At 61.1% G+C, this 22,205-nt stretch carries 15 protein-coding genes and 2 pseudogenes; 5 read left to right on the top strand and 12 right to left on the bottom strand.

Features of this window, described 5'->3' with window-relative positions:
- Positions 1 to 131: 131 nt before the first annotated feature.
- The 3 genes from CRO59_RS00700 to arcD (CRO59_RS00690) all read right to left on the bottom strand — a co-directional run bounded on the left by CRO59_RS00700 (position 132) and on the right by arcD (CRO59_RS00690) (position 3,927).
- Entirely contained in the window at positions 132 to 1,142 is a 1,011-nt protein-coding gene (locus tag CRO59_RS00700; RefSeq protein WP_003227481.1) for an ornithine carbamoyltransferase, read from the bottom strand.
- Between the two features lie 69 nt (positions 1,143 to 1,211).
- Positions 1,212 to 2,468, bottom strand: coding sequence for an arginine deiminase (gene arcA / locus CRO59_RS00695; RefSeq protein ID WP_027612548.1), 1,257 nt, complete (start codon positions 2,466 to 2,468; stop codon positions 1,212 to 1,214).
- A gap of 31 nt (positions 2,469 to 2,499) precedes the next feature.
- A complete protein-coding gene (arcD, locus tag CRO59_RS00690; RefSeq protein ID WP_097085936.1) occupies positions 2,500 to 3,927 on the bottom strand; it encodes an arginine-ornithine antiporter in 1,428 nt (475 codons plus the stop codon).
- Positions 3,928 to 4,350: 423 nt separating this feature from the next.
- Between arcD (CRO59_RS00690) and arcD (CRO59_RS00685) the strand changes: the two genes are divergently transcribed.
- Positions 4,351 to 5,778, top strand: coding sequence for an arginine-ornithine antiporter (gene arcD, locus CRO59_RS00685; RefSeq protein ID WP_027612550.1), 1,428 nt, complete (start codon positions 4,351 to 4,353; stop codon positions 5,776 to 5,778).
- A 117-nt stretch (positions 5,779 to 5,895) separates the two neighbouring features.
- Here arcD (CRO59_RS00685) and CRO59_RS00680 read toward each other — a convergent pair whose 3' ends face one another.
- From CRO59_RS00680 to gap, 9 genes and pseudogenes are all read right to left on the bottom strand, one after another.
- Positions 5,896 to 7,242: a CoA transferase gene (locus CRO59_RS00680; protein WP_097085934.1), complete on the bottom strand. Its 1,347-nt coding sequence runs from the start codon at positions 7,240 to 7,242 to the stop codon at positions 5,896 to 5,898.
- A 189-nt stretch (positions 7,243 to 7,431) separates the two neighbouring features.
- Positions 7,432 to 7,959: pseudogene (locus CRO59_RS29145) on the bottom strand (methyl-accepting chemotaxis protein); the annotation flags it as partial.
- 378 nt (positions 7,960 to 8,337) lie between these two features.
- Positions 8,338 to 9,306, bottom strand: a pseudogene (locus tag CRO59_RS29140) (chemotaxis protein); the annotation flags it as partial.
- A 657-nt stretch (positions 9,307 to 9,963) separates the two neighbouring features.
- The gene (locus CRO59_RS00670) at positions 9,964 to 10,359 is read right to left on the bottom strand and encodes a YbaN family protein (protein ID WP_097085930.1); all 396 of its coding nucleotides are present in this window, start codon (positions 10,357 to 10,359) and stop codon (positions 9,964 to 9,966) included.
- A 166-nt stretch (positions 10,360 to 10,525) separates the two neighbouring features.
- Complete coding sequence (locus CRO59_RS00665) at positions 10,526 to 11,122, bottom strand: biliverdin-producing heme oxygenase (protein WP_097085929.1); 597 nt, start codon at positions 11,120 to 11,122, stop codon at positions 10,526 to 10,528.
- 112 nt (positions 11,123 to 11,234) lie between these two features.
- A complete protein-coding gene (locus CRO59_RS00660) occupies positions 11,235 to 13,820 on the bottom strand; it encodes a TonB-dependent receptor (RefSeq protein WP_097085927.1) in 2,586 nt (861 codons plus the stop codon).
- Positions 13,821 to 13,942: 122 nt separating this feature from the next.
- Complete coding sequence (locus CRO59_RS00655; RefSeq protein WP_097085925.1) at positions 13,943 to 14,908, bottom strand: FecR domain-containing protein; 966 nt, start codon at positions 14,906 to 14,908, stop codon at positions 13,943 to 13,945.
- A gap of 124 nt (positions 14,909 to 15,032) precedes the next feature.
- Positions 15,033 to 15,551 carry an RNA polymerase sigma factor gene (locus CRO59_RS00650; RefSeq protein WP_047599555.1) on the bottom strand — a complete coding sequence of 173 codons (519 nt, stop codon included), beginning with the start codon at positions 15,549 to 15,551 and terminating at the stop codon, positions 15,033 to 15,035.
- Between the two features lie 191 nt (positions 15,552 to 15,742).
- Positions 15,743 to 16,744, bottom strand: coding sequence for a type I glyceraldehyde-3-phosphate dehydrogenase (gene gap / locus CRO59_RS00645; RefSeq protein ID WP_027612558.1), 1,002 nt, complete (start codon positions 16,742 to 16,744; stop codon positions 15,743 to 15,745).
- 220 nt (positions 16,745 to 16,964) lie between these two features.
- On the opposite strand from gap, the gene edd reads away from it, so the two are divergent.
- From edd to CRO59_RS00625, 4 genes are all read left to right on the top strand, one after another.
- A complete protein-coding gene (gene edd / locus CRO59_RS00640) occupies positions 16,965 to 18,791 on the top strand; it encodes a phosphogluconate dehydratase (protein ID WP_097085923.1) in 1,827 nt (608 codons plus the stop codon).
- The gene (locus CRO59_RS00635) at positions 18,788 to 19,747 is read left to right on the top strand and encodes a glucokinase (protein ID WP_097085921.1); all 960 of its coding nucleotides are present in this window, start codon (positions 18,788 to 18,790) and stop codon (positions 19,745 to 19,747) included. The genes edd and CRO59_RS00635 overlap by 4 nt, the downstream gene beginning before the upstream one ends.
- A 178-nt stretch (positions 19,748 to 19,925) precedes the next feature.
- Entirely contained in the window at positions 19,926 to 20,657 is a 732-nt protein-coding gene (locus CRO59_RS00630) for a response regulator (protein ID WP_007917879.1), read from the top strand.
- Complete coding sequence (locus tag CRO59_RS00625) at positions 20,647 to 22,116, top strand: ATP-binding protein (RefSeq protein ID WP_097085919.1); 1,470 nt, start codon at positions 20,647 to 20,649, stop codon at positions 22,114 to 22,116. Before CRO59_RS00630 ends, CRO59_RS00625 begins: the two co-directional genes overlap by 11 nt.
- The last annotated feature ends 89 nt before the right edge of the window (positions 22,117 to 22,205 follow it).

Below are 22,205 nucleotides of genomic sequence, written 5' to 3'. Positions count from 1 at the left end.
ATCCCCTGTGGGAGGGGGCTTGCTCCCGAAGGCGGCGGATCAGTCGACATGGCTGTTGAATGACACACCGCTTTCGCGAGCAAGCCCGCTCCCACATTTGGAGCCGGTTCTTTCAGTGGGAGCTATTCCGGTTACAGATCAGCCAGGGTCGAGACCAGGATCGCCTTGATCGTGTGCATGCGGTTTTCCGCTTGCTCGAAGGCGATGCAGGCGGGCGACTCGAACACGTCGTCGGTGACTTCGATGCCGTTGGCCAGGTGCGGATACTGTTCGGCGATCTGTTTGCCGACCTTGGTATCGCTGTTGTGAAACGCCGGCAGGCAGTGCATGAACTTGGTGCGCGGGTTGCCGGTGGCTTTCATCAGCTCTTTGTTGACCTGGTACGGCAGCAGTTGCTGGATACGTTCGGCCCAGGCTTCAACCGGCTCGCCCATCGACACCCAGACGTCGGTGTGGATGAAATCGACGCCTTTGACTGCGGCTTTCGGGTCTTCGGTCAGGGTGATGCGCGCGCCGGATTCTTCCGCGTATTTCTTGCAGCGATCGACCAGATCGTCGTGCGGCCACAGGGCTTTCGGCGCGCAGATGCGCACGTCCATGCCGAGCTTGGCGCCGACCAGCAGCAGCGAGTTGCCCATGTTGTTGCGCGCGTCACCGAGGTAGGCGTAGCTGATTTCGTGGATCGGCTTGTCGGCGTGTTCACGCATGGTCAGCACGTCGGCGATCATTTGCGTTGGGTGATATTCGTCGGTCAGGCCGTTGAACACCGGCACCCCGGCGAACTTCGCCAGCTCTTCGACAATTTCCTGTTTGAAACCACGGTATTCGATGGCGTCGTACATGCGACCCAGCACGCGGGCCGTGTCTTTCATGCTTTCCTTGTGGCCGATCTGCGATGAGTTCGGGTCGATGTAGGTGACGTTGGCGCCTTGGTCGTAGGCCGCCACTTCGAACGCGCAACGGGTGCGGGTCGAGGTTTTTTCGAAGATCAGGGCGATGTTGTTGCCCTTGAGGTGTTGCTGCTCGGTGCCGGTGTACTTGGCGCGTTTCAGATCGCGGGACAGGTCGAGCAGATAACGCAGCTCACGTGGGGTGTGGTGTTCCAGGCTGAGCAGGTTACGGTTGTGGATGTTAAAAGCCATGATGGATCTCCTTCGGTGTCGGTTATCCCCCTGGCCGCGCTTTGTAAGTCGCGGCCAAGGCTCAGAGGTTTAGTAATCGATTGGGTCGCGGATGATCGGGCAGGTCATGCAGTGGCCGCCGCCGCGACCACGACCGAGTTCGCCAGCGCTTATGGTGATGACCTCCACGCCTGCCTTGCGCAGCAGGGTGTTGGTGTAGGTGTTGCGGTCGTAGCCGATGACCACGCCCGGTTCCACGGCCACCACGTTATTGCCGTCGTCCCATTGCTCGCGTTCGGCGGCGAAGCTGTTGCCGCCGGTTTCCACCACGCGCAGTTTCGGCAGGTTTAGCGCAGCGGCGACAGTGTCGAGGAAGCTGCCTTCTTCGCGGCGGATGTCGATGCCGCCCTGTTTGCTTTCGTCAGGACGCAGGGTGAAGGCGACGATCTGGTTGACCACTTCCGGGAAAATCGTCACCAGGTCGCGGTCGCAGAAACTGAACACGGTGTCCAGGTGCATCGCGGCGCGGGACTTCGGCAAGCCGGCGACGATGACTTTTTCCACGGCTTTGTTCTTGAACAGGTTCAGTGCCAGTTGGCCGATCGCCTGTCGCGACGAGCGTTCGCCCATGCCGATCAACACCACGCCGTTGCCGATCGGCATCACGTCGCCGCCCTCAAGGGTCGAGCTGCCATGGTCCTTGTCCGGGTCGCCGTACCAGATCTCGAAATCGGCGTTGGTGAACTGCGGGTGGAATTTGTAGATGGCGGTGGTCAGCAGGGTTTCCTGACGTCGCGCCGGCCAGTACATCGGGTTCAGCGTCACGCCACCGTAGATCCAGCAGGTGGTGTCGCGGGTGAACTGGGTGTTCGGCAGCGGCGGCAGGATAAAGCTGGAGTGGCCGAGGAAGTCGCGGAACATCTGGATGGTCTTGCCACCGAAGCTGTCCGGCAGATCATCGGCGGATACGCCACCAATCAGGTATTCGGCGATGTGTCGCGGCTCAAGGCTTTTCAGCCAGGATTTGACTTCGCTGATCAGACCCAGGCCCACCGAGTCGGCGGTTACCTTGCGCTCGAGAATCCAGTCCAGCGCTTCCGGGATGGCGACGATGTCGGTCAGCAGGTTGTGCATTTCCAGCACGTCGATCCCGCGTTCACGCATTTTGGTCACGAAGTCGAAGTGGTCGCGCTTGGCCTGGGCGACCCACAGCACGTCATCGAACAGCAGTTCATCGCAGTTGTTCGGGGTCAGGCGCTGGTGGGCCAGACCTGGGGAGCAAACCATGACTTTGCGCAGTTTGCCGGCTTCGGAATGGACGCCGTACTTAACTTTTTCCGTGGTCATTGCAGTGATCCTCCAGATTACAAATCAAGGGTTACAAGGTCAGGAAGCCGTCGTAGAGACCGTAGGCAGCCACCAGGGCACCCACGACCACTGCGGCGAAAATCAGCTTCTCGACGTTAGTGAAAATCGGTTGTTTGAGTTCCAGCTTGGCCTTGGCGAACAGGATCGCGCCGGGTGCGTAGAGCAGGGCCGAGAGCAGCAGATACTTGACCCCGCCGGCATATAGCAGCCACACCGCGTAGATCAGCGCGATGCCGCCGATAATCAGATCCTTGCGTCGTTCGGCCGCGAAGCCTTCGTAGCTTTCGCCGCGTACCGCCAGCAGCAGGGCATAGGCCGCCGACCACAGGTACGGCACCAGAATCATTGAGGTGGCGAGGTAGATCAGCGACAGATAAGTGCTGGCCGAGAACAGGGTGATGATCAGGAACAGCTGGACCATCGCGTTGGTCAGCCACAGGGCGTTGACCGGTACGTGGTTGGCGTTTTCCTTGCGCAGAAACTCGGGCATGGTGTGGTCTTTGGCGGCGGCGAACATGATCTCCGCACACAGCAGCACCCACGACAGCAGCGCGCCCAGCAGCGAGATGATCAGGCCGACGCTGATCAGCACCGCGCCCCAATGACCGACCACGTGCTCAAGCACGGCGGCCATCGACGGGTTCTGCAGTTTGGCCAGTTCCGGCTGGGTCATGATGCCCAGCGACAGCACGTTGACCAGCACCAGGAACAGCAGCACGGTGATGAAACCGATGACGGTGGCCTTGCCGACGTCCGAGCGTTTTTCCGCCCGCGCCGAGAAGATGCTCGCGCCCTCGATGCCGATGAACACCCACACGGTGACCAGCATCATGTTGCGCACCTGGTTCATCACGCTGCCCAGATCCGGGTTTTTCACACCCCAGATGTCGGCGGTAAAAATGTCCAGTTTGAAGGCGAAAATCGCGATCAGGACGAACAGCAGCAGCGGCACGACTTTGGCGACGGTGGTCACCAGGTTGATGAACGCCGCTTCCTTGATCCCGCGCAGTACCAGAAAGTGCACGGCCCACAGCAGCACCGAGGCGCCGATCACCGCCGCTACCGTGTTGCCTTCGCCGAAAATCGGAAAGAAATACCCGAGGGTGCTGAACAACAGAACAAAGTAGCCAACGTTGCCCAGCCAGGCACTGATCCAGTAACCCCAGGCGGACGAGAAACCCATGTAGTCGCCAAATCCGGCCTTGGCGTAGGCGTAGACACCGCCGTCCAGGTCAGGCTTGCGATTGGCGAGGGTTTGGAAGACAAAAGCGAGGGTGAGCATGCCGACAGCGGTGATGGCCCAACCAATCAATACCGCGCCGACGTCGGCGCTGGCGGCCATGTTTTGTGGCAAAGAGAATATCCCGCCACCAATCATTGAGCCGACTACCAAGGCAACCAGTGCACCGAGTCGTAGTTTTCCGGGAGCTTCAGACATTGCATGACTCCATTGCAGGAGAGAAGAGTTCACAGCGTAGATCTGTTGTCTGTTCAATCAGCTGACATAGATCAGTGCATGGCCACATTCCATTGTTAATGAATGACTTATGAAACAACTGGAGGCATAACGCTATCGCCTGGAAAGCCCGTCCTAGAGGCTTTTGCCTGATGTGGTTGGGAATTGGTCTTATTACTTTAGAGTTATCACGCTAGTTGTTTTTCAGCTTTTGGCAAATTTTCAGCATCTGTTTTCAGTACAGAATTGATTTATTAGGATTCGCGCACAAAACTGTCTTAGCGTGCTAGGCGTTAGCGTCAGTCGCTATATATAAACGAGTGTTTCTCGGTATTACCTGATAAACGTCGTCTGGTATCAGGCGTTTAGTTAATAGTTGTTACAAATGAATGAAGGGAGACAAGAATGTCGCAACCGACGCAAAAGCTGCGACTGGGTGCGTTGATCGCCCTGGTGGTGGGTTCGATGATTGGCGGGGGGATTTTTTCCCTGCCGCAGAACATGGCGGCCCGCGCCGATGCCGGGGCAATCCTGATCGGCTGGGGGATCACCGCCATCGGCATGCTGACCTTGGCCTTCGTGTTCCAGACCCTGGCCAACCGCAAGCCTGAACTGGACTCCGGCGTCTACGCCTACGCCAAGGCCGGGTTTGGCGACTACATGGGGTTTTCATCGGCCTGGGGTTACTGGATCAGCGCGTGGCTGGGCAACGTCGGTTATTTCGTCCTGTTGTTCAGCACGCTCGGTTACTTCTTCCCGGTATTCGGTCAGGGCAATACGCCGATCGCCATCGGCTGCGCGTCGGTGCTGTTGTGGGCGGTGCATTTTCTGGTGATGCGCGGGATCAAGGAGGCGGCGTTCATCAATCAGGTGACCACGGTCGCCAAGATCGTGCCGCTGATCATGTTCATCGTGATTGCCGCCGTGGCGTTCAAGGCCGACATTTTCACCCGCGACATCTGGGGCCGCAGCAACCCGAGCTTCGGCGGGGTGATGGATCAGGTGCGCAACATGATGCTGGTCACGGTGTTCGTGTTCATCGGCATCGAGGGCGCCAGCGTGTATTCGGCACGGGCGGAGAAACGCAGCGACGTCGGGCGCGCAACGGTGATCGGTTTCCTCGGCGTACTGGCGCTGTTGGTGCTGGTCAACGTGCTGTCGCTGGGGATCATGAGCCAGCCCGAACTCGCGACTTTGCAGAACCCGTCGCTGGCGGCGGTGCTGGAGCACATCGTCGGGCCGTGGGGCGCATTGTTGATCAGCCTCGGTCTGGCGGTGTCGCTGCTTGGCGCATTGCTGTCATGGGCGCTGCTGTGCGCGGAAATCCTCTTCGCCACGGCCCGGGACAAGACCATGCCGGCGTTCCTGAAAAAGGAAAACGCCAACCATGTGCCGGTCAATGCGCTGTGGCTGACCAACGTGATGATTCAGATTTTCCTGCTGATCACGCTGTTTTCCGCCGGCACCTACACCAGCCTGATCTACCTCGCTTCGTCGATGATTCTGGTGCCGTACCTGTGGTCGGCGGCGTATGCGGTGCTGCTCAGCGGACGTGGCGAAACCTACGAACATGCCTCGGCCGAACGCACCAAGGATCTGCTGATTGGCGGGATCGCCCTGTGCTACGCGGTGTGGTTGTTGTATGCCGGCGGGGTGAAATACCTGCTGCTGTCGGCGCTGCTGTATGCGCCGGGGGTGGTCCTGTTCGCCAAGGCCAAGCATGAGCAGGGCGAGCCACTGTTCACCCCGGTCGAGAAAGGTATTTTTGCCTGTGTGCTGATCGGCGCAGGGCTGGCGGCGTATGGTTTGTACAGCGGGGTGTTGTCGCTGTAGGTGGATTGATTGTGCATCGGTGGTGTCAGTGCGGGCCTCTTCGCGAGCAAGCCCGCTCCCACAGGGGAATGCATTTCAAATGTGGGAGTGAGCCTGCTCGCGATAGCAATTTCAAATTCACCACAACGGGCGATGTGAACCCAGTTCGGTGGCCGGCAACGCCCACTGCAGCGGCGTCCCGCTGATCGTCATCGGTGCCAGCAAGCGGTGCGCCGGCCCCCACGGGGTCTGCTCCAGATGCGAGTTTTGATCCTGCGCATCTTCAGCCCGCAACGCTTCGCTCGACCCCGGCTCCTGTTCGATCAACAGCTTGGCGGTACGCGCCAGCGACAAGCGCGCCGAACCACCGCGGCCCGTCTTCAATCGCTGCGTCAGAAGCCGTATCGCACTGGCCGCCATCAAATACCCGGTGCCGTGATCCAGCGCCTGCACCGGCAACGGCGTCGGCTTGTCAGCCTGTTTCCAGCGCTGCCCGGCCTCGGCGATGCCGCTGCTCATTTGCACCAGGCTGTCGAAACCCCGCCGGTTGCGCCACGGGCCGCTCCAGCCGTAGGCATTGAGACAGACGTCGATCAGCCCCGGCGCCAGTTGTCGGCGGCGTTCGGCGCCGAAACCGAGGTGTTCCAGGGCATCGGCACGGTAGCCATGTATGAGGATATCGGCGTCCTTCAACAGGTTTTCGAGCACTGCACGATCGCCTGGTTGCTGCAGATTCAGCCGTGCGCAGCGTTTGCCCAGGGTGACTTCCGGCACCACGCCCGGCTCGTTCCAGCTCGGCGGATCGATGCGCAGCACGTTGGCACCGAGGCCCGCGAGAAAACGGCTGGCGGTGGGGCCGGCGAGCACGCGGGTCAGGTCGAGCACCTTGAGCCCGGCCAGCGGTTGCTCCACGGAGCCTTGCCACGCGTTGGCCTTTTCATCCTGCGAATCGATGAAATGCACCAGCGGCTCGGCATTCACTGCCATCCCTTGCGGATGCTGCTGCCATTGCGCCCAACTGCGCATTTCGGCGGCGCAGCCGTTGGCCTCGACCACCGCTTGTTCCAGATCGGCGCTGTTCCACTGCGCGACTTTCGCCGCCATGGCAGCGCGATCGGCGCAGGTACCGAGCACGCTTTCAGCCGCAGCACGGTGATGTGGGGCGTTGGTGTGCAGGCGGATCCAGCCGTCTTCGGTTGCGTAGTCGCCGGCGACCGGATCCCACAGCGGTGGGACTTCCCAGCCGATCGGGCGTAACGAGGTGGCGAACCAGAACGAGGCCAGACGTCGATCGACTTCCACGGCGGGCAAGTGCCCGGTCTGTTGCCGGAGCAGTTCGCTGACGGCCTGACCGGCAGCGCCGATGCTGGCGCAGGCCAGGTCGCTGACGGCGAACGCCGAGGGCAGGGCGCCACTGGCGGTGAACGGAATCGGCGTGTGGGGCAAGCCGAGTGCGGCTTGAATGGACGTGAGTAAATCAGTCATCGAAGGCCCTCCGGGAGAGAGGGCGATGATAGTGCAAAAAAATCTCGGGCCAGATGAAATTCCGGCAGGTGAACACTTACCCCTTTGGGAGCGAGCCTGCTCGCGAAAGCGGTGGATCAGTCACTTTGATGTTGAATGTGCTGCCGTCTTCGCGAGCAGGCTCGCTCCCACAGGGATTTTTGCAGTTTGCTAGACGCGGAACTGATCCATCAGCTTCATCTGCTGGCTCGCCAGGGCATTGAGCTGGCTGCTGATCGCCGCCGACTCGGTGGCCTGCTCGGTCAGGGTTTCAGTCACGGTGCGAATTGCCGAGACGTTGCGGTTGACCTCTTCGGCCACGGCGCTCTGCTGTTCGGCGGCGCTGGCGATCTGCAGGTTCATGTCGCTGATCACGGTGACCGCGTCGCTGATCTTGCCCAGTGCGTCCACGGCCTGGCGGATCTGCCCGGCGTTGTTGTGCGCTTGGGTCTGGCTCGAATGCATGGTCGCGACCACGCCACGGGTGCCGGTCTGGATGCGCTCAATGACGATGCGGATTTCTTCCACCGAATCCTGGGTGCGCTTGGCAAGGTTGCGCACTTCGTCGGCCACCACCGCAAAACCACGACCGCTTTCCCCGGCGCGGGCCGCTTCGATGGCAGCGTTGAGCGCCAGCAGGTTGGTCTGTTCGGCGATGCTGCGGATCACTTCCAGCACCGAACCGATCTGCTCGCTGTTGACCGCCAGTGCTTCGACTTCGGTCACCGCTTTGCTGACTTCATCGGCCAGTTGATTGATGTCGCGGGTGCTGCGCTCGATGATCGACATGCCGTCCTTGGCCGACTGGTCGGCGCCCTTGGCGGCGTTGGCCGCGTTCGACGCGCTGTTGGCGACGTCGTGGGCGGTGGCGCTCATTTCGTTGGAGGCGGTGGCGACCTGATCGATCTCGCGGAACTGCACCTGCATGCCTTCGCTGGTCTGGCGGGCGATTTCCGAAGACTGATCAGCAGTGCCACGCGCTTCGGTGATGCTCTGTTTGATCTGGGCGATGGTCGGTTGCAGCTTGTCGAGGAAGCGGTTGAACCAGTTCACCAGTTCGCCCAGTTCATCCTTCTTGCTGTAGTTCAGGCGCTGGGTCAGATCGCCTTCACCGCTGGCGATGTTCTTCAGCATCTCGGCGACGCTGTTGATCGGCCGGGTCACGCCCGAGGCGGTGAGCCAGATCAGCAGCAGACCGACCAGACCGGCCACCACCGCCACCAGCAACGCAGTGAGCACACCGGTTTCCTGCGCATCGTCGAGTACCGCTTGCAGCTTGACCGAGTCGGCCAGCAGCACCTGTTTCGGCAAGTCGATGACCACGCCCCAGGCCCGCGAGTTGCCAATCGGATCCACCGGGTACACCGCGCGAATCAGCTCGCCCTGTTCAAGAATCTTCGGCGTGCCGCTGCTGACCAGTTGCAGCAGGTCCTTGCCGTCGGCGCCGAGGGTATCGCTGATCTTTTTACCGACCTTGGTCGCATCGGAACTGTCGGCAGCGAGCACGCCGCTGCCCGAAACGATCAGCATGTGCCCGGCGTTGTTGAACAGGTTGCGTTGGGACTCCACCGCCGCCGCTTGCAGGGCATCAAGGGCGATGTCGACACCGACCACGCCGATGGCCTTGCCGTCGACGATCAACGGCACGGAAATGGTGGTCATCAACATTTCCTTGCCGCCCACGGTGTCGGCATACGGATCGAGCAGGCAAGTACGCTTGTTGTCGCGAGGGCAGGTGTACCAGCTGTTGTACGGCGTGCCGCTGACGCTGAGGGTGGTCTTGGTCATGTCTTCTTCGACCATGATCGTGTTCAGCGCCGAGCCGGCAGCGCGGCTCCAGTAGCTCGCAAAACGCCCGGCTTCGTTGGACTGGCGCGCGGCGTCGTTGACGAACTCGCTGTCCTTGCCGTCGAGGCCGTTGGGTTCGAAGGCGAGCCAGATGCCGAGCACCTTGTCGTTGCGCTCGAACGCGGTTTTCAGGCTCTGGTTCAATTCTTCACGCAGGGCCCCGGCGTCCAGTGAACGCTTGGCGGCCAGTGCGCGCATGTCCTTGATCTGATCGGCCAGCGCGGTGATCACCGTCAGGCTTTCGCCAAAGGTCTTCTGCACCCGCACTGCTTGCTCGGCGGCTTTGGCCTGCAACAGGTTCTGCACACTGGCAGTGAGCAACTGGTTGCTGGAGTTGCTGACCAGTTCGTCGTTCTGATTGGTCTGGTAAATGTTCATGCCGACGATCAGCGCAACCACACCCAGCAGGCACAGGCCGGAGAGCAGGACGATTTTCAGGCGAATGGAGAGAGAGTCGAACATGGGGCGATCTCGTGAATGAATGAGCAGGTGGCCACGGGATGAACTACCCGGTTCGCCAAATCCATTCAGCGCCATGCATTGCTCATCGGCGCGCAGCGAGAGGGCATGAGCCGCTTGCCGACGAACGGTCAGCGCTAAACGTTTGCGCAGGGGAATGTGCTGAAAAGGCGATTAATTACAGGGAAGTTTCAGCCTGATGAACACCGGGGAGCTGTTGGTGATGAGGCTTTGTGGTGAGGGGATTTATCCCCGATGGACTGCGCAGCAGGCCCAAAACCTGACAACCAGTTTTAACTGAAACTCTGCGGATGCCTGATTTAGTGGCTGCTGCGCAGTCCATCGGGGATAAATCCCCTCACCACAAAAGCCACATCCACAAAGCATAGTGGGAGGTCAGGAAGAGGAGGGGAGCGCTTCCGGACGCGACCAGATCCACAGATTGCCCAGACTCATCCCGGCAATCGCCAGATACACCGGCCAGCCGTGATCGAGCATTACCAGCATCAACGTCGCGCACAGCAGCATGCTGATGGTGGCGCTGACCTTGGCTTTGCGCGCGATGATCTTGCCGTTGCGCCAGTTGCTCAGGATCGGCCCGAACAGCCGATGGTTTTCCAGCCAGGCGCTCAGGCGCGGCGAGCTGCGAGTCGCGGCCCAGGCGGCGAGCAGGATGAACTCGGTGGTCGGCAGGCCGGGCACGACGATGGCGATCAGGCCAATGCCGAGGCTGACGTAGGCCAGCAGGCCGAACAGCAGACGGGCGAGTTTTGAGGTGGCGGGTTGCGGCATGGGCTCAGCGGTTGCTTCTGAAGCGGGACGGGAATCTTACAGGCTTACACCGTTCCCCTGTAGGAGTGAGCCTGCTCGCGATGGCATCCGGTCATTCAACATTAATGTCGACTGATACACCGCCATCGCGAGCAGGCTCACTCCTACAAGGGGAATTTGCTGTGTATCAGGCCGGTTCGGCCTCGGTGGCGTAAGCCTGTTCCAGCAGCACGGTGAAGCGGTTGAACGCGTCGATTGCGCCTTGCTCGACTTCGGCTTCCTCTTCGGCGGTGAACGGCAGGGAATCGAGGGTGCGCACGAAGCTTTTCCAGCCCTCGGCACGGCCGCCTTCCGGTTCACCCAGGTGGCGGGCACCAAAGGTTTCGCTCAGCTCCAGCGCCACCGCGCGTTTGATCAGGAACGCTGCGCCAAGCTTCGAACCTTCGGAGACGAAGATCCAGCCCAGTGCACGGGCCTTGCTCGGATTTTTCAGCGCACCGGCCACCGGTGGCGGGATGTCGGTGTCGAGATCCGCCAGGTCAGCCTTGGCCGCATCCGCGCGGCAACGGGCCGGCAGATCCGGGACGATGGCAGCCAGTTCGGCATTGTTATAGAGATCGACCAGTTCCGACTGGAACAGGTACTGCGCGACCACGAAACGCGCGAAGTTAGCGCGGGTTTCGAACGGCGCGTGGGCCTTGACCAGGGCGTCGAGCTTGCTGTGCGGCTCGTGGGTGATCTGGTTCAGGCGTTGTGAACGCAGGGCTTTTTCCGAAGTGGTCATGGGGGTGTCCTTGATAAAAGAGGCGCTTGATAACGAGACGAACGGGCAGCTGCCAGACCGTAAAAAAAGCCCCGCGACGCGTTGATCAATGCGCGTCGCAGGGCCGTGCGGTTCAGATGTCCCAGACCAGATTGATCGCGAAGTTGCGGCCCGGCTGGGTCAGGCGATCGAGGTTGGCCGGTTGCGTCACCGAGGCTTCGCCGACGCTGTCGTAACCGCGCACGTCATCCCACAGCCAGTACTTCTTGTCGGTCAGGTTGTAAATGCCGCCGCTGACGGTGACGTCGTCGGTGACTTTGTAATAGCCGGCCAGATCGAGAATGCCGAAGCCCGGGGTCTTGAACTGGCTGCTGACGCCATCCGGCGACTTGAAGTTGCTGTCGTCGACGCGATCCTTTTTCTTCACCACGGTCCAGCTCAGCAGGCCGCCGTAGTTGTCCTGGTCGTAACCCAGACCGAATACGCCGGTCAGCGGATTGACGCTGTTGAGCGGCTCGCCGTTGTCGTTGTTGCGACCGTAGGCATAGGCGATCGAGCCTTGGGTATAGAGGCCCTGCGGCGCGCCGAACGCATCGAGGTTCAGGCGACCTTTGACTTCGGCACCCTTGATGGTCGCGTGCTTGATGTTGCTCGACTGGAAGGTCAGCTCGTCGTAACCGGGAGTGACCGCGTCTTCGTTGATGAAATCGCGGTACTTGTTATAGAACACCGCCACGTCGAACGAGCCTTGTTCGAAGTTGCCGCGCAGACCGGTTTCATAGCTTTTGCTTTTTTCCGGTTCCAGGTTCGGGTTGGGCGCCACGTTGTAGCCGGTGGTGCTGTTTTCGAAGCGCCCGTACAACGCTTTCGCGGTCGGTGTGCGGAAACCTTCGGCGTACTGGCCGTACCAGGTGTAGTTATCGGTCAGGGCATAGGTCAGGCCGAATTTGGGCGAGACTTTGTGCCAGCTCTTGTTCGCGTCGCTGACCGTGCCGTTGCCATCGGCGGCCACGGTGTTGAGGAATTCCTGAGTGATGTGCGGCTTGAGCTGGGTGTGGTCGTAGCGCAGGCCCGGCAGGAAGGTCCACTTGTTCCAACTGATCTGATCCTGGGCGAACAGGCTGTAGGTGTTGATGGTCGGATCCGGGAAGTCGCTGGATTTTTTCAGCACATCCGCCGCGCTGGTGGCGCCGATGGCGGTGCAGCCACGGCCGACTGCCAGGCACTTGCCGTCGCCGCTGCGTGAGCCGGTGACTTTCTGCTGCTTGATTGTGGTGCCGTAGGTCAGCACGTGATCGGTGTCACCGATGGCGAAGGCCTTGTCCAGTTGCGCATCGAATACCCACTGTTTTTCCTCGTAGACCGTGTCGCGGGTGCGCAGCACTTTACGGGTCATCGGATAGTAGAACTCTTCGGTGCTCTGATCGGTTTTGGCGATCTGGTGATTGAGGCTCCACTTCACGTTGTCGGCCAGCAGGCTGTCGAGGGCGAAGCTGTGCTCGAGGCCGAAACGCTCGCGGGTGATGGTGTCGTTGCCGGTGCGCCACTGGTACATGCCGCCAGGGAGCATGCTGTTGGGGATGGTCGGGGCGCCATTGAAGTACGGGCCGCCGTAGGCACTTTTCTGATCGGTGTCGCGATCGTCCTTGTACTTCTCGTAGGTCAGGCCCAGACGGGAATCTTCGTTGTAGTTCCAGCCGATCTTCGCCAGGACGTTGGTGGCTTTGACGTCTTCCGGGTTGGCAGCGGTGCGCGCCAGGCCAGTGCCGTTGTTGCTGCCGTAGGAGTCGGTTTCGTGACCGTCGCGCTGGCTGAGGTGCAGCAAGCCGTCGAACTGCTCGGCACGCCCGGCGACGGTGGCGGATTTCAGCCAGCTCTCATCGGCGGAGCTGTAGCCGGTTTTGAGGCGAGCACCGACGTCTTTGCCGGGCTTGATGATGTCGTCCGGGTCGAGGGTGTAGTAGCTGACGGCGCCGCCGATGGCGTTGCTGCCGTACAGCACCGAGGCCGGGCCACGGAGGATTTCCACGCGTTTGACGATTTCCGGGTCGACATAATTGCGCTGGGTCTTGGCGTACGGGCCGTTGAAGAAACCGTCCGGCACTTCGACGCCGTCAACCTGAGTCAGGATGCGGTCGCCGTCGATGCCGCGAATGTTATAGCCGCTGATCCCGCCGCGCTGGCCGGCGCCGCCGACGGACACGCCCGGCTCGTAACGCACCAGATCCTTGATGGTGTTGACGTTGTTGCGGTCCAGATCCTCGCGGGTCTGCACGGTAACGGTGGCCGGCACGCTGTTGACCGATTGTTCCTGGCGGGTGGCGCTGATGGTCACCTGATCCAGATTGAGTGCGCCGCTGGTGGCGCGCTTCTCCAGCACCACATTGTTATTGCTCAGTTTGCGGAAGCTCAGGTTGGTCCCCACCAACAGGCGCTCCAGGGCTTTCTCCGGCGGCAGCGACCCGCGCACGCCCGGCGACGACACGCCCTGACCCAGTGCTGCCGGTAAACCGACCTGCCAGCCGGTGACGCTGGTGAAGGCATTGAGCGCCGAAACCAGCGGTTGCTGGCCGATCGAGAACGAATAATCACCCATGTTGCGCGCCGGTTGTTCGCTGGCAGCCATCAGCGGTGCAGTGCCGGCCATGAGGATGGCGGCCGTCAGCAGCGACAATACGCGGGAAGGGGTAGCAGTCTGGCGGGTAAGGCGAGAGGACATCGATAGCGCTCCGTGTCGCACGAATCTTTATAGGTGCTGATTCGCCTCCGAAGATGCGAATCAATTGCATTGGCTATAACGAGACGAACGGGCTTTGGCTATCGAGTAAAAATAATTCTCATTTAGTTCAGGATCACCAGCGCGGGGAATTCCTGCAGGCGCGCCGAGGTGATGTGGGCTAGGGAACGCACCACGTCCAGCGGCTGGTCGAGGCGGTAGTTGCCGGTGACGTTGACGTCGGCCAACTGCTCGTTGGTATTGATGATCCAGCCCGGGTAGTAGCGGCGCAATTCGGCCAGCACCTGATTCAACGGGCAGTTCTCGAACACCAGTCGGCCCTGGACCCAGGCCAGATCGGTGGCGGCATCGAGCTTGGCCGGACGATCGAAACCGTTGGGGCCGATGCGAATGCTTTCGCCGGCGCTCAAACGCACTCGTGCGTCGTTGTGCGTGGCGCGCAGATCGACATCACCGCGTTGCACATTGACCTGCGCGACGCCGTCCAGATAGCGCACGGCGAACGCGGTGTCGCGCACGCTGGCCTGCACCGGGCCGGCATCGATTTGCAGCGGCTGGCCACGGTTGGCAGCCACTTCGAAAAACGCTTCGCCCTGATACAGCCGCGCCACGCGCTGCCGGTCATTGATGGTGCTGGAGAATGCCGAGTTGGTGTTGAGCAGCACCTTGGAGCCATCCTCCAGTTGCAGGCGCTGACGCTCGCCGACCACGGTCAGGTGATCGGCCTGCAGGCGCATCGGCAGATTGCTGAAACTGAACAGGCCCAGAATCAGCACCGCAGCAGTCGCCAACGGTTTCCAGTGCGGACGCAACCGCTTGAGGACGGTGACTTTCGTCGGTTTGGCCGCGAGGCTTTGCGCGCACTGGACGACTTGCGGCCCGTCCCAGATCGCCTGCGCCTTGGCGAACGCCTCGGCATTCAACGGATCGGCCGCCAGCCAGGCATGGAACTGCCGGGTCTGTTCCTCGTCCGGGCTGCCGAGCACAATGAGCCAGTCGAGTGCCTGATCCATTGCGTTGGCAGCGTCCTGCGCCGAATCCGGCGAAGGCGAGCGGTGGGTGTCCGTCACGGTGTGTCCTCGGCAGTGTCTGTGCACGGCTGTTTTTTAAGTGAAGCGTAAAAGTCGGCCAAGGGTAGCAAAGCCCGATGATCAGTGCAGGCGATCCTGACACTTACAGAAAAGCCCTACGACTTCAGTCGCCATTCAGACGTTCGGCGACGCCAATACAAATGGTCATGATCAGCTTCAGCTCCTTTTGCACGGTGCTGAGGGAAACATTCAGTTCGTCGGCGATTTCCTGATAGCTGTGCCCGTGCAGGCGGCTGAGGATGAAAATCTGCTGCTGACGCGGGCTGAGTTGACTGAGGCTCACGTTCAGGCGCTCCAGCAATTGTTCGGCGTGGGCGGCGTCTTCGGCGCTGCTGGCGGGGGCGGCGACGCTGTGCACCACGTCCTGTGGCACGTCATCGACCATGGTCCGCGAATGGATCTTGCGCGCACGTAGGTGATCCAGCGCCAGGTTGCGCGCGGTCTGGAACACGAAGGGTTCAAGGTGATCGATGGCGCGCTCGCTCAGCGCCCGCGTGACGCGCAGGTAGGTCTCCTGCAACAGGTCTTCGGCGGTGCTGTGGTTGTTGACCATCCGTTCGATCGTGCGCAGCAGGGACGTGCGCTGAGAGAGGAAGACATGATTGAAGCGCGATTGACTCACGGGGGAACCTGATCCATTTCGAGCGAATGATAATGCTTATCATCCAGCCGAGTGGTCAAGTGTTGATTTCAGATTGAAATCAAAAACCTGTGGGAGCGGGCTTGCTCGCGAATGCGGTGAGTCAGTCGATACATTAATTGCCTGACACGACGCCTTCGCGAGCAAGCCCGCTCCCACATGGGAGGAGGGAATTACTCCGCGTTGCAGAGCGCCAGGCAGTTATCCAGCATGCGGTTGGAGAAGCCCCATTCGTTGTCGTACCAGGCCAGTACCTTCAGCAGTTTGCCGCTGGCTTTGGTGTGGTTGGCGTCGAAGATCGACGACAGCGGGTTGTGGTTGAAGTCGCTGGAAACCAGCGGCAACGTGTTGTAACCCAAAATTTTCGAGTGCTGGCTGGCGGCTTTCATCAGCGCGTTGACCTCATCGGCCGAGGCTTCTTTTTTCAACTGCACTGTCAGGTCCACCAGCGACACATTGATCACCGGCACCCGCACGGCCATGCCGGTCAGTTTGCCCGCCAGTTCCGGCAGCACCAGGCCTACCGCTTCGGCGGCGCCGGTCTTGCTCGGGATCATGTTCTGCGTGGCCGAACGCGCGCGGTACGGGTCGGTGTGGTAGACGTCGGTCAGGTTCTGGTCGTTGGTGTAGGCATGAATCGTGGTCATCAGGCCGCTTTCGATCCCCAGCTCGCGGTGCAACACCTGCGCCACTGGCGCCAGGCAGTTGGTGGTGCACGACGCGTTGGAGATGATCTGGTGCGACTGGCGCAGAATGTCGTGGTTCACGCCGTAAACCACGGTGGCGTCGGCGCCTTTGGCCGGGGCCGAGATAATGACTTTGCGCGCGCCGGCAGTAAGATGCGCGGCGGCTTTGGCACGGTCGGTGAACAGACCGGTGCATTCGAACACCACGTCGATCTTTTCCGCCGCCCATGGCAGCTCGGCCGGGTTGCGAATGGCGCTGACCGCAATACGGTCGCCATTGACCGTCAGGCTCTCGTTGTCATGGGCCACTTCGGCGTCGAATGTGCCGTGAACGGTGTCGTATTTGAGCAGATGGGCATTGATGGCGCTGTCGCCCAGATCGTTGATGGCGACGATCTGCAAATCCTGTCGATAGCCTTGGGTATACAGTGCGCGCAGGACATTACGGCCGATGCGGCCAAAACCATTGATTGCGATTCGAAGAGTCATTGAACAGCGCCGCCGTCGTTTTGTTGTTGGAATTACAAGATTATTCGCATAAAAATAGAAAACAAGCCTTTTTAGTGGCAATATTTTGTTTTATCTACAACGAGTGACCTGAATCAACTGGTCCGAATGGTCAAAAAAGCCGTCTGTCATTCCAACAACAACGGCGTTTGATCAGCATAGACAATCAGGTCGCCACATCCGTTAGCCTGGAGTTCTACACATGCATCCCCGCGTTCTTGAGGTCACCGAACGGCTTATCGCCCGCAGCCGCGCCACGCGTCAGGCTTACCTTGCACTGATTCGCGGTGCCGCTACCGACGGGCCGATGCGCGGCAAGCTGCAATGCGCCAACTTCGCCCATGGCGTGGCCGGGTGCGGCAGCGAAGACAAGCACAGCTTGCGGATGATGAACTCGGCGAACATCGCCATTGTTTCTTCGTATAACGACATGCTCTCGGCGCACCAGCCGTACGAAGTCTTTCCCCAGCAGATCAAAAACGCCTTGCGCGAAATCGGCTCGGTCGGCCAGTTCGCCGGTGGTACGCCGGCGATGTGCGATGGCGTGACCCAGGGCGAGCCGGGCATGGAGCTGAGCCTGCCGAGCCGCGAAGTGATCGCGATGTCCACGGCGGTGGCGCTGTCGCACAACATGTTCGACGGCGCGCTGATGCTCGGCATCTGCGACAAGATCGTGCCGGGCCTGATGATGGGTTCGCTGCGCTTCGGCCATCTGCCGACGATTTTCGTCCCGGGCGGGCCGATGGTCTCGGGGATTTCCAACAAGGAAAAAGCCGACGTGCGGCAGAAGTACGCCGAAGGCAAGGCGACCCGCGAAGAGCTGCTGGAATCGGAGATGAAGTCCTACCACAGCCCGGGTACCTGCACCTTCTACGGCACCGCCAACACCAACCAGTTGCTGATGGAAGTCATGGGCCTGCACTTGCCGGGCGCGTCTTTCGTCAACCCGAACACTCCGCTGCGTGATGCCCTGACCCGCGAAGCCGCGCATCAGGTGACGCGCCTGACCAAGCAGAACGGCAACTTCATGCCGATCGGCGAAATCGTCGACGAGAAGGCGCTGGTCAACTCGATCGTCGCGCTGCACGCCACCGGCGGCTCGACCAACCACACCCTGCACATGCCGGCGATCGCCATGGCTGCGGGCATTCAATTGACCTGGCAGGACATGGCCGACCTCTCCGAAGTCGTGCCGACCCTGAGCCACGTCTACCCGAACGGCAAGGCCGACATCAACCACTTCCAGGCTGCTGGCGGTATGTCGTTCCTGATCCGCGAATTGCTCGAAGCCGGCCTGCTCCACGAAGACGTCAACACCGTGCTCGGCCATGGCTTGAGCCGTTACACCAAAGAGCCGTTCCTCGATAACGGTGAACTGGTGTGGCGCGAAGGGCCGATCGAAAGCCTCGACGAAAACATCCTGCGCCCGGTCGCCCGTGCATTCTCCGCCGAGGGCGGTCTGCGGGTGATGGAGGGCAACCTCGGTCGTGGGGTGATGAAGGTTTCCGCGGTGGCGCTGGAGAACCAGATCGTCGAAGCTCCGGCCATGGTGTTCCAGGATCAACAAGACCTGGCCGATGCGTTCAAGGCCGGTTTGCTGGAAAAGGATTTTGTCGCGGTGATGCGCTTCCAGGGCCCGCGCTCCAATGGCATGCCCGAGCTGCACAAGATGACGCCGTTCCTCGGCGTGCTGCAGGATCGCGGCTTCAAAGTCGCGCTGGTCACCGACGGGCGCATGTCCGGCGCGTCGGGGAAAATCCCGGCGGCGATTCACGTAAGTCCCGAGGCTTATGTCGGTGGTGCTTTGGCGCGGGTGCAAGAGGGCGATATCATCCGCGTCGATGGCGTCAAAGGCACTTTGGAACTCAAGGTCGACGCCGACGAATTTGCAGCGCGTGAACCTGCCAAAGGCCTGTTGGGCAACAACATCGGCAGCGGTCGCGAACTGTTTGGCTTCATGCGTTTGGCCTTCAGCTCGGCGGAGCAGGGCGCCAGCGCCTTCACTTCTGCCCTGGAGACGCTTAATTGAAACTGGCTTTGGTCGGTGATATCGGAGGCACCAACGCGCGGTTCGCGTTGTGGAAAAACCAGCAACTGCAATCGGTTCAGGTGCTGGCGACAGCCGACCACGCCAGCCCGGAAGAGGCGATCAGCCTGTACCTGAGCGGCCTCGGTCTGGCGCCGGGTTCGATCGGTTCGGTGTGCCTGTCGGTAGCAGGGCCGGTGAGTGGTGATGAATTCAAGTTCACCAACAACCACTGGCGCCTGAGCCGCGCGGCGTTCTGCCAGACCTTGCAGGTCGAGCAACTGCTGCTGATCAACGACTTCTCGGCGATGGCGCTGGGCATGACCCGTTTGCAGCCCGGCGAATTCCGTGTGGTCTGCGAAGGCACGCCGGAGCCGTTGCGCCCGGCGGTGGTGATCGGCCCGGGCACTGGCCTGGGCGTCGGCACCTTGCTCGATCTCGGCGAAGGCCGGTTTGCCGCGTTGCCGGGGGAGGGCGGTCACGTTGATCTGCCGCTGAGCAGCCCGCGTGAAACCCAGCTCTGGCAGCACATCCACAACGAGATTGGCCACGTCAGCGCCGAGACTGCGTTGAGCGGCGGCGGCTTGCCTCGTGTGTACCGGGCGATCTGCGCAGTGGACGGACATGAACCAAAGCTTGATACGCCGGAAGCGATCACCGCAGCCGGTCTGGCTGGCGATCCGATCGCGCTGGAAGTGCTGGAACAATTCTGCTGCTGGCTCGGCCGCGTGGCGGGCAACAACGTGCTGACCACCGGTGGTCGTGGCGGCGTGTTCATCGTAGGCGGGGTGATTCCGCGCTTTGCCGACTTCTTCGTCAACAGCGGTTTCGCCCGCAGCTTCGCCGACAAGGGCTGCATGAGCGATTACTTCAAGGGCATTCCGGTGTGGCTGGTGACGGCGCCGTATTCCGGGTTGGTGGGTGCCGGTGTCGCACTGGAGCAAGCAATCCCTGTCTGAAACACGATCCAATTGTGGGAGCGGGCTTGCTCGCGAAAGCGGGGTGTCAGTCACCGTAGATGTCTCTGATACACCGCTTTCGCGAGCAAGCCCGCTCCCACAGTGGTTCTGTGGTGTTTGCAAGTTCGATGCTTAAGGCATAATCCGCCCCAATTCCAACAACAAGGATGCCTTCGAAGTGAGCTCAGTCAACAAGTCGATATTGTTGGTCGATGACGACCAGGAAATACGCGAGTTGCTGGAAACCTACCTGACCCGCGCCGGGTTTCAGGTGCGGGCCACCGCCGATGGCGCCAGTTTCCGCCAGGCCCTCAACGAGGCGCCGAGCGATCTGGTGATCCTCGATGTGATGCTGCCCGATGAAGACGGTTTCAGCCTGTGCCGCTGGGTGCGCCAGCATCCGCGTCAGGCGCAGGTGCCGATCATCATGCTCACCGCCAGTTCCGACGAAGCCGACCGGGTAATCGGGCTGGAGCTCGGCGCTGACGACTACCTCGGCAAACCTTTCAGCCCCCGCGAGCTGCAAGCCCGAATCAAGGCGCTGCTGCGTCGCGCGCAGTTCGGTCAAGAGCGCAGCGGCAGCGACGTACTGGCCTTCGACGAGTGGCGGCTGGACATGGTCAGTCATCGGCTGTTTCACACCGACGGTGAGGAAGTGATTCTCTCCGGTGCCGACTTTGCGCTGCTGAAGTTGTTTCTCGATCATCCGCAGGAAATTCTCGACCGCGACACCATCGGCAACGCCACCCGTGGCCGTGACCTGATGCCGCTCGACCGGATTGTCGACATGGCCGTCAGCCGCTTGCGCCAGCGTCTGCGCGACACGGAAAAACCGCCACGACTGATCCGCACCGTGCGCGGCAGTGGCTACCAACTGGCAGCCAATGTGGTTGCCGGCAATGCTCACTGAGTCGCTGCGCCGGCTCGCCAGCAAAGTGCCGGTGCCGCGTTCGCTGCTCGGGCGGATGCTGCTGCTGACCTTGTTGGCGGTGTTGTTTGCGCAGATGTTGTCGAGCGTGATCTGGGTCTCGCAACTGCGTGCCACCCAGCTTGAAGGCCTGGTCACCAGCGCCCGCAGCCTTGCCCATTCGATGACCGCCAGCGTCAGTTATTTCCGCTCGCTGCCAGTGGCTTACCGGCCTCTGGTGCTCGACCAGTTGCGCAGCATGGGCGGCACCCGTTTCGTGGTGACGCTCAACGACAAACCGCTGGGTATGGACGTGCTGCCGATCACTCCGCGAAAGGCCGCGGTGATTCAAGCGGTGGATGAAGTGCTGCGCCAGTCGCTGGGCCATGACACTGATATTTCGGTGACCTTCGTCAGCCCCGAGGATCTGCGGATCTTCAATGCCGGGCTGAAACTCGATGAGCTGCCGCGCTCGTGGGCGCATTACGCGCTGACGCTGGAACCGGTGAATCCGCCGGTGCTGGTCACGCAGATTCAAATGGCGCCGGGCGAATGGCTGTACATCGCCTCGTTGTTACCCGAACCCTACACCAGTCTTGAAGAGCAAGGCCTGCCGGCGCAGCAGGTGTGGTTCATCGTCCTCACCAGCGGCTTTTTGCTGCTGTTCATCGGCCTGCTGGTGCACTGGCAGAGCCGGCCGCTCAAGCGTCTGGCGCGGGCGGCGCGGGATCTGTCGCTGGGTGCCGATGTCGAGCCGGTGGCCGAGGGCGGCGGCAGTGAAGTGGTGGAAGTGGGCCGTGCGTTCAACACCATGCGCGAACGCATCAGCCGTTACCTGACCGAACGCAGCCAGTTGTTCAGCGCGATTTCCCATGACCTGCGCACGCCGATCACCCGTCTGCGCCTGCGTGTCGAATTGCTGGAAGACGAGAAACTTCAAGCCAAGTTCGGCCGCGATCTGGATGAGCTGGAGCTGCTGGTCAAAGGCGCGCTGCAGTGCGTGAAAGACACCGACATCCACGAGAACATCGAGCCGGTGGATCTCAATCATGTGCTCGATTGTCTGGTGGAGCCGTACCTGGCGCCCAACGGCAATGGCCGCGTGACCCAGCAGGGCAAGGCGCTGGCGGCGTATCCAGGCAAACCTCTGGCGTTGAAGCGCTGCATCGGCAACCTGATCGACAACGCGTTGAAGTACGGGCAGAACGCGCACCTGCACATCGATGACGATGAGCGCGCGTTTGTCCTGCACGTCGACGACGAAGGCCCGGGCGTACCGGAGCAGCGGCTGGAGCAGGTGTTCGAGCCGCACTTTCGCTTGGCCGGCCAGCAGCAGGGTTATGGTCTCGGTTTGGGCATTGCGCGCAACATTGCCCACAGCCATGGCGGTGAGGTGACGTTGCAGAATTTGCGTGAGGGCGGGTTGCGGGTGACGTTGCAGTTGCCGCGCAGTGTTGATTAGTCAGACCGAGTTATCGTTCTTCGCGAGCAGGCTCGCTCCCACAAGTTGATTGCGTTTCAACTGAAGGAACGCAGTCGAATGTGGGAGCG

Source organism: Pseudomonas sp. LAMO17WK12:I5, assembly GCF_900215165.1.
Lineage (GTDB): Bacteria > Pseudomonadota > Gammaproteobacteria > Pseudomonadales > Pseudomonadaceae > Aquipseudomonas > Aquipseudomonas putida_A.
The sequence above is the reverse complement of the archived record's forward strand: the minus strand, read 5'-3'. Positions and strand labels throughout refer to the sequence as shown.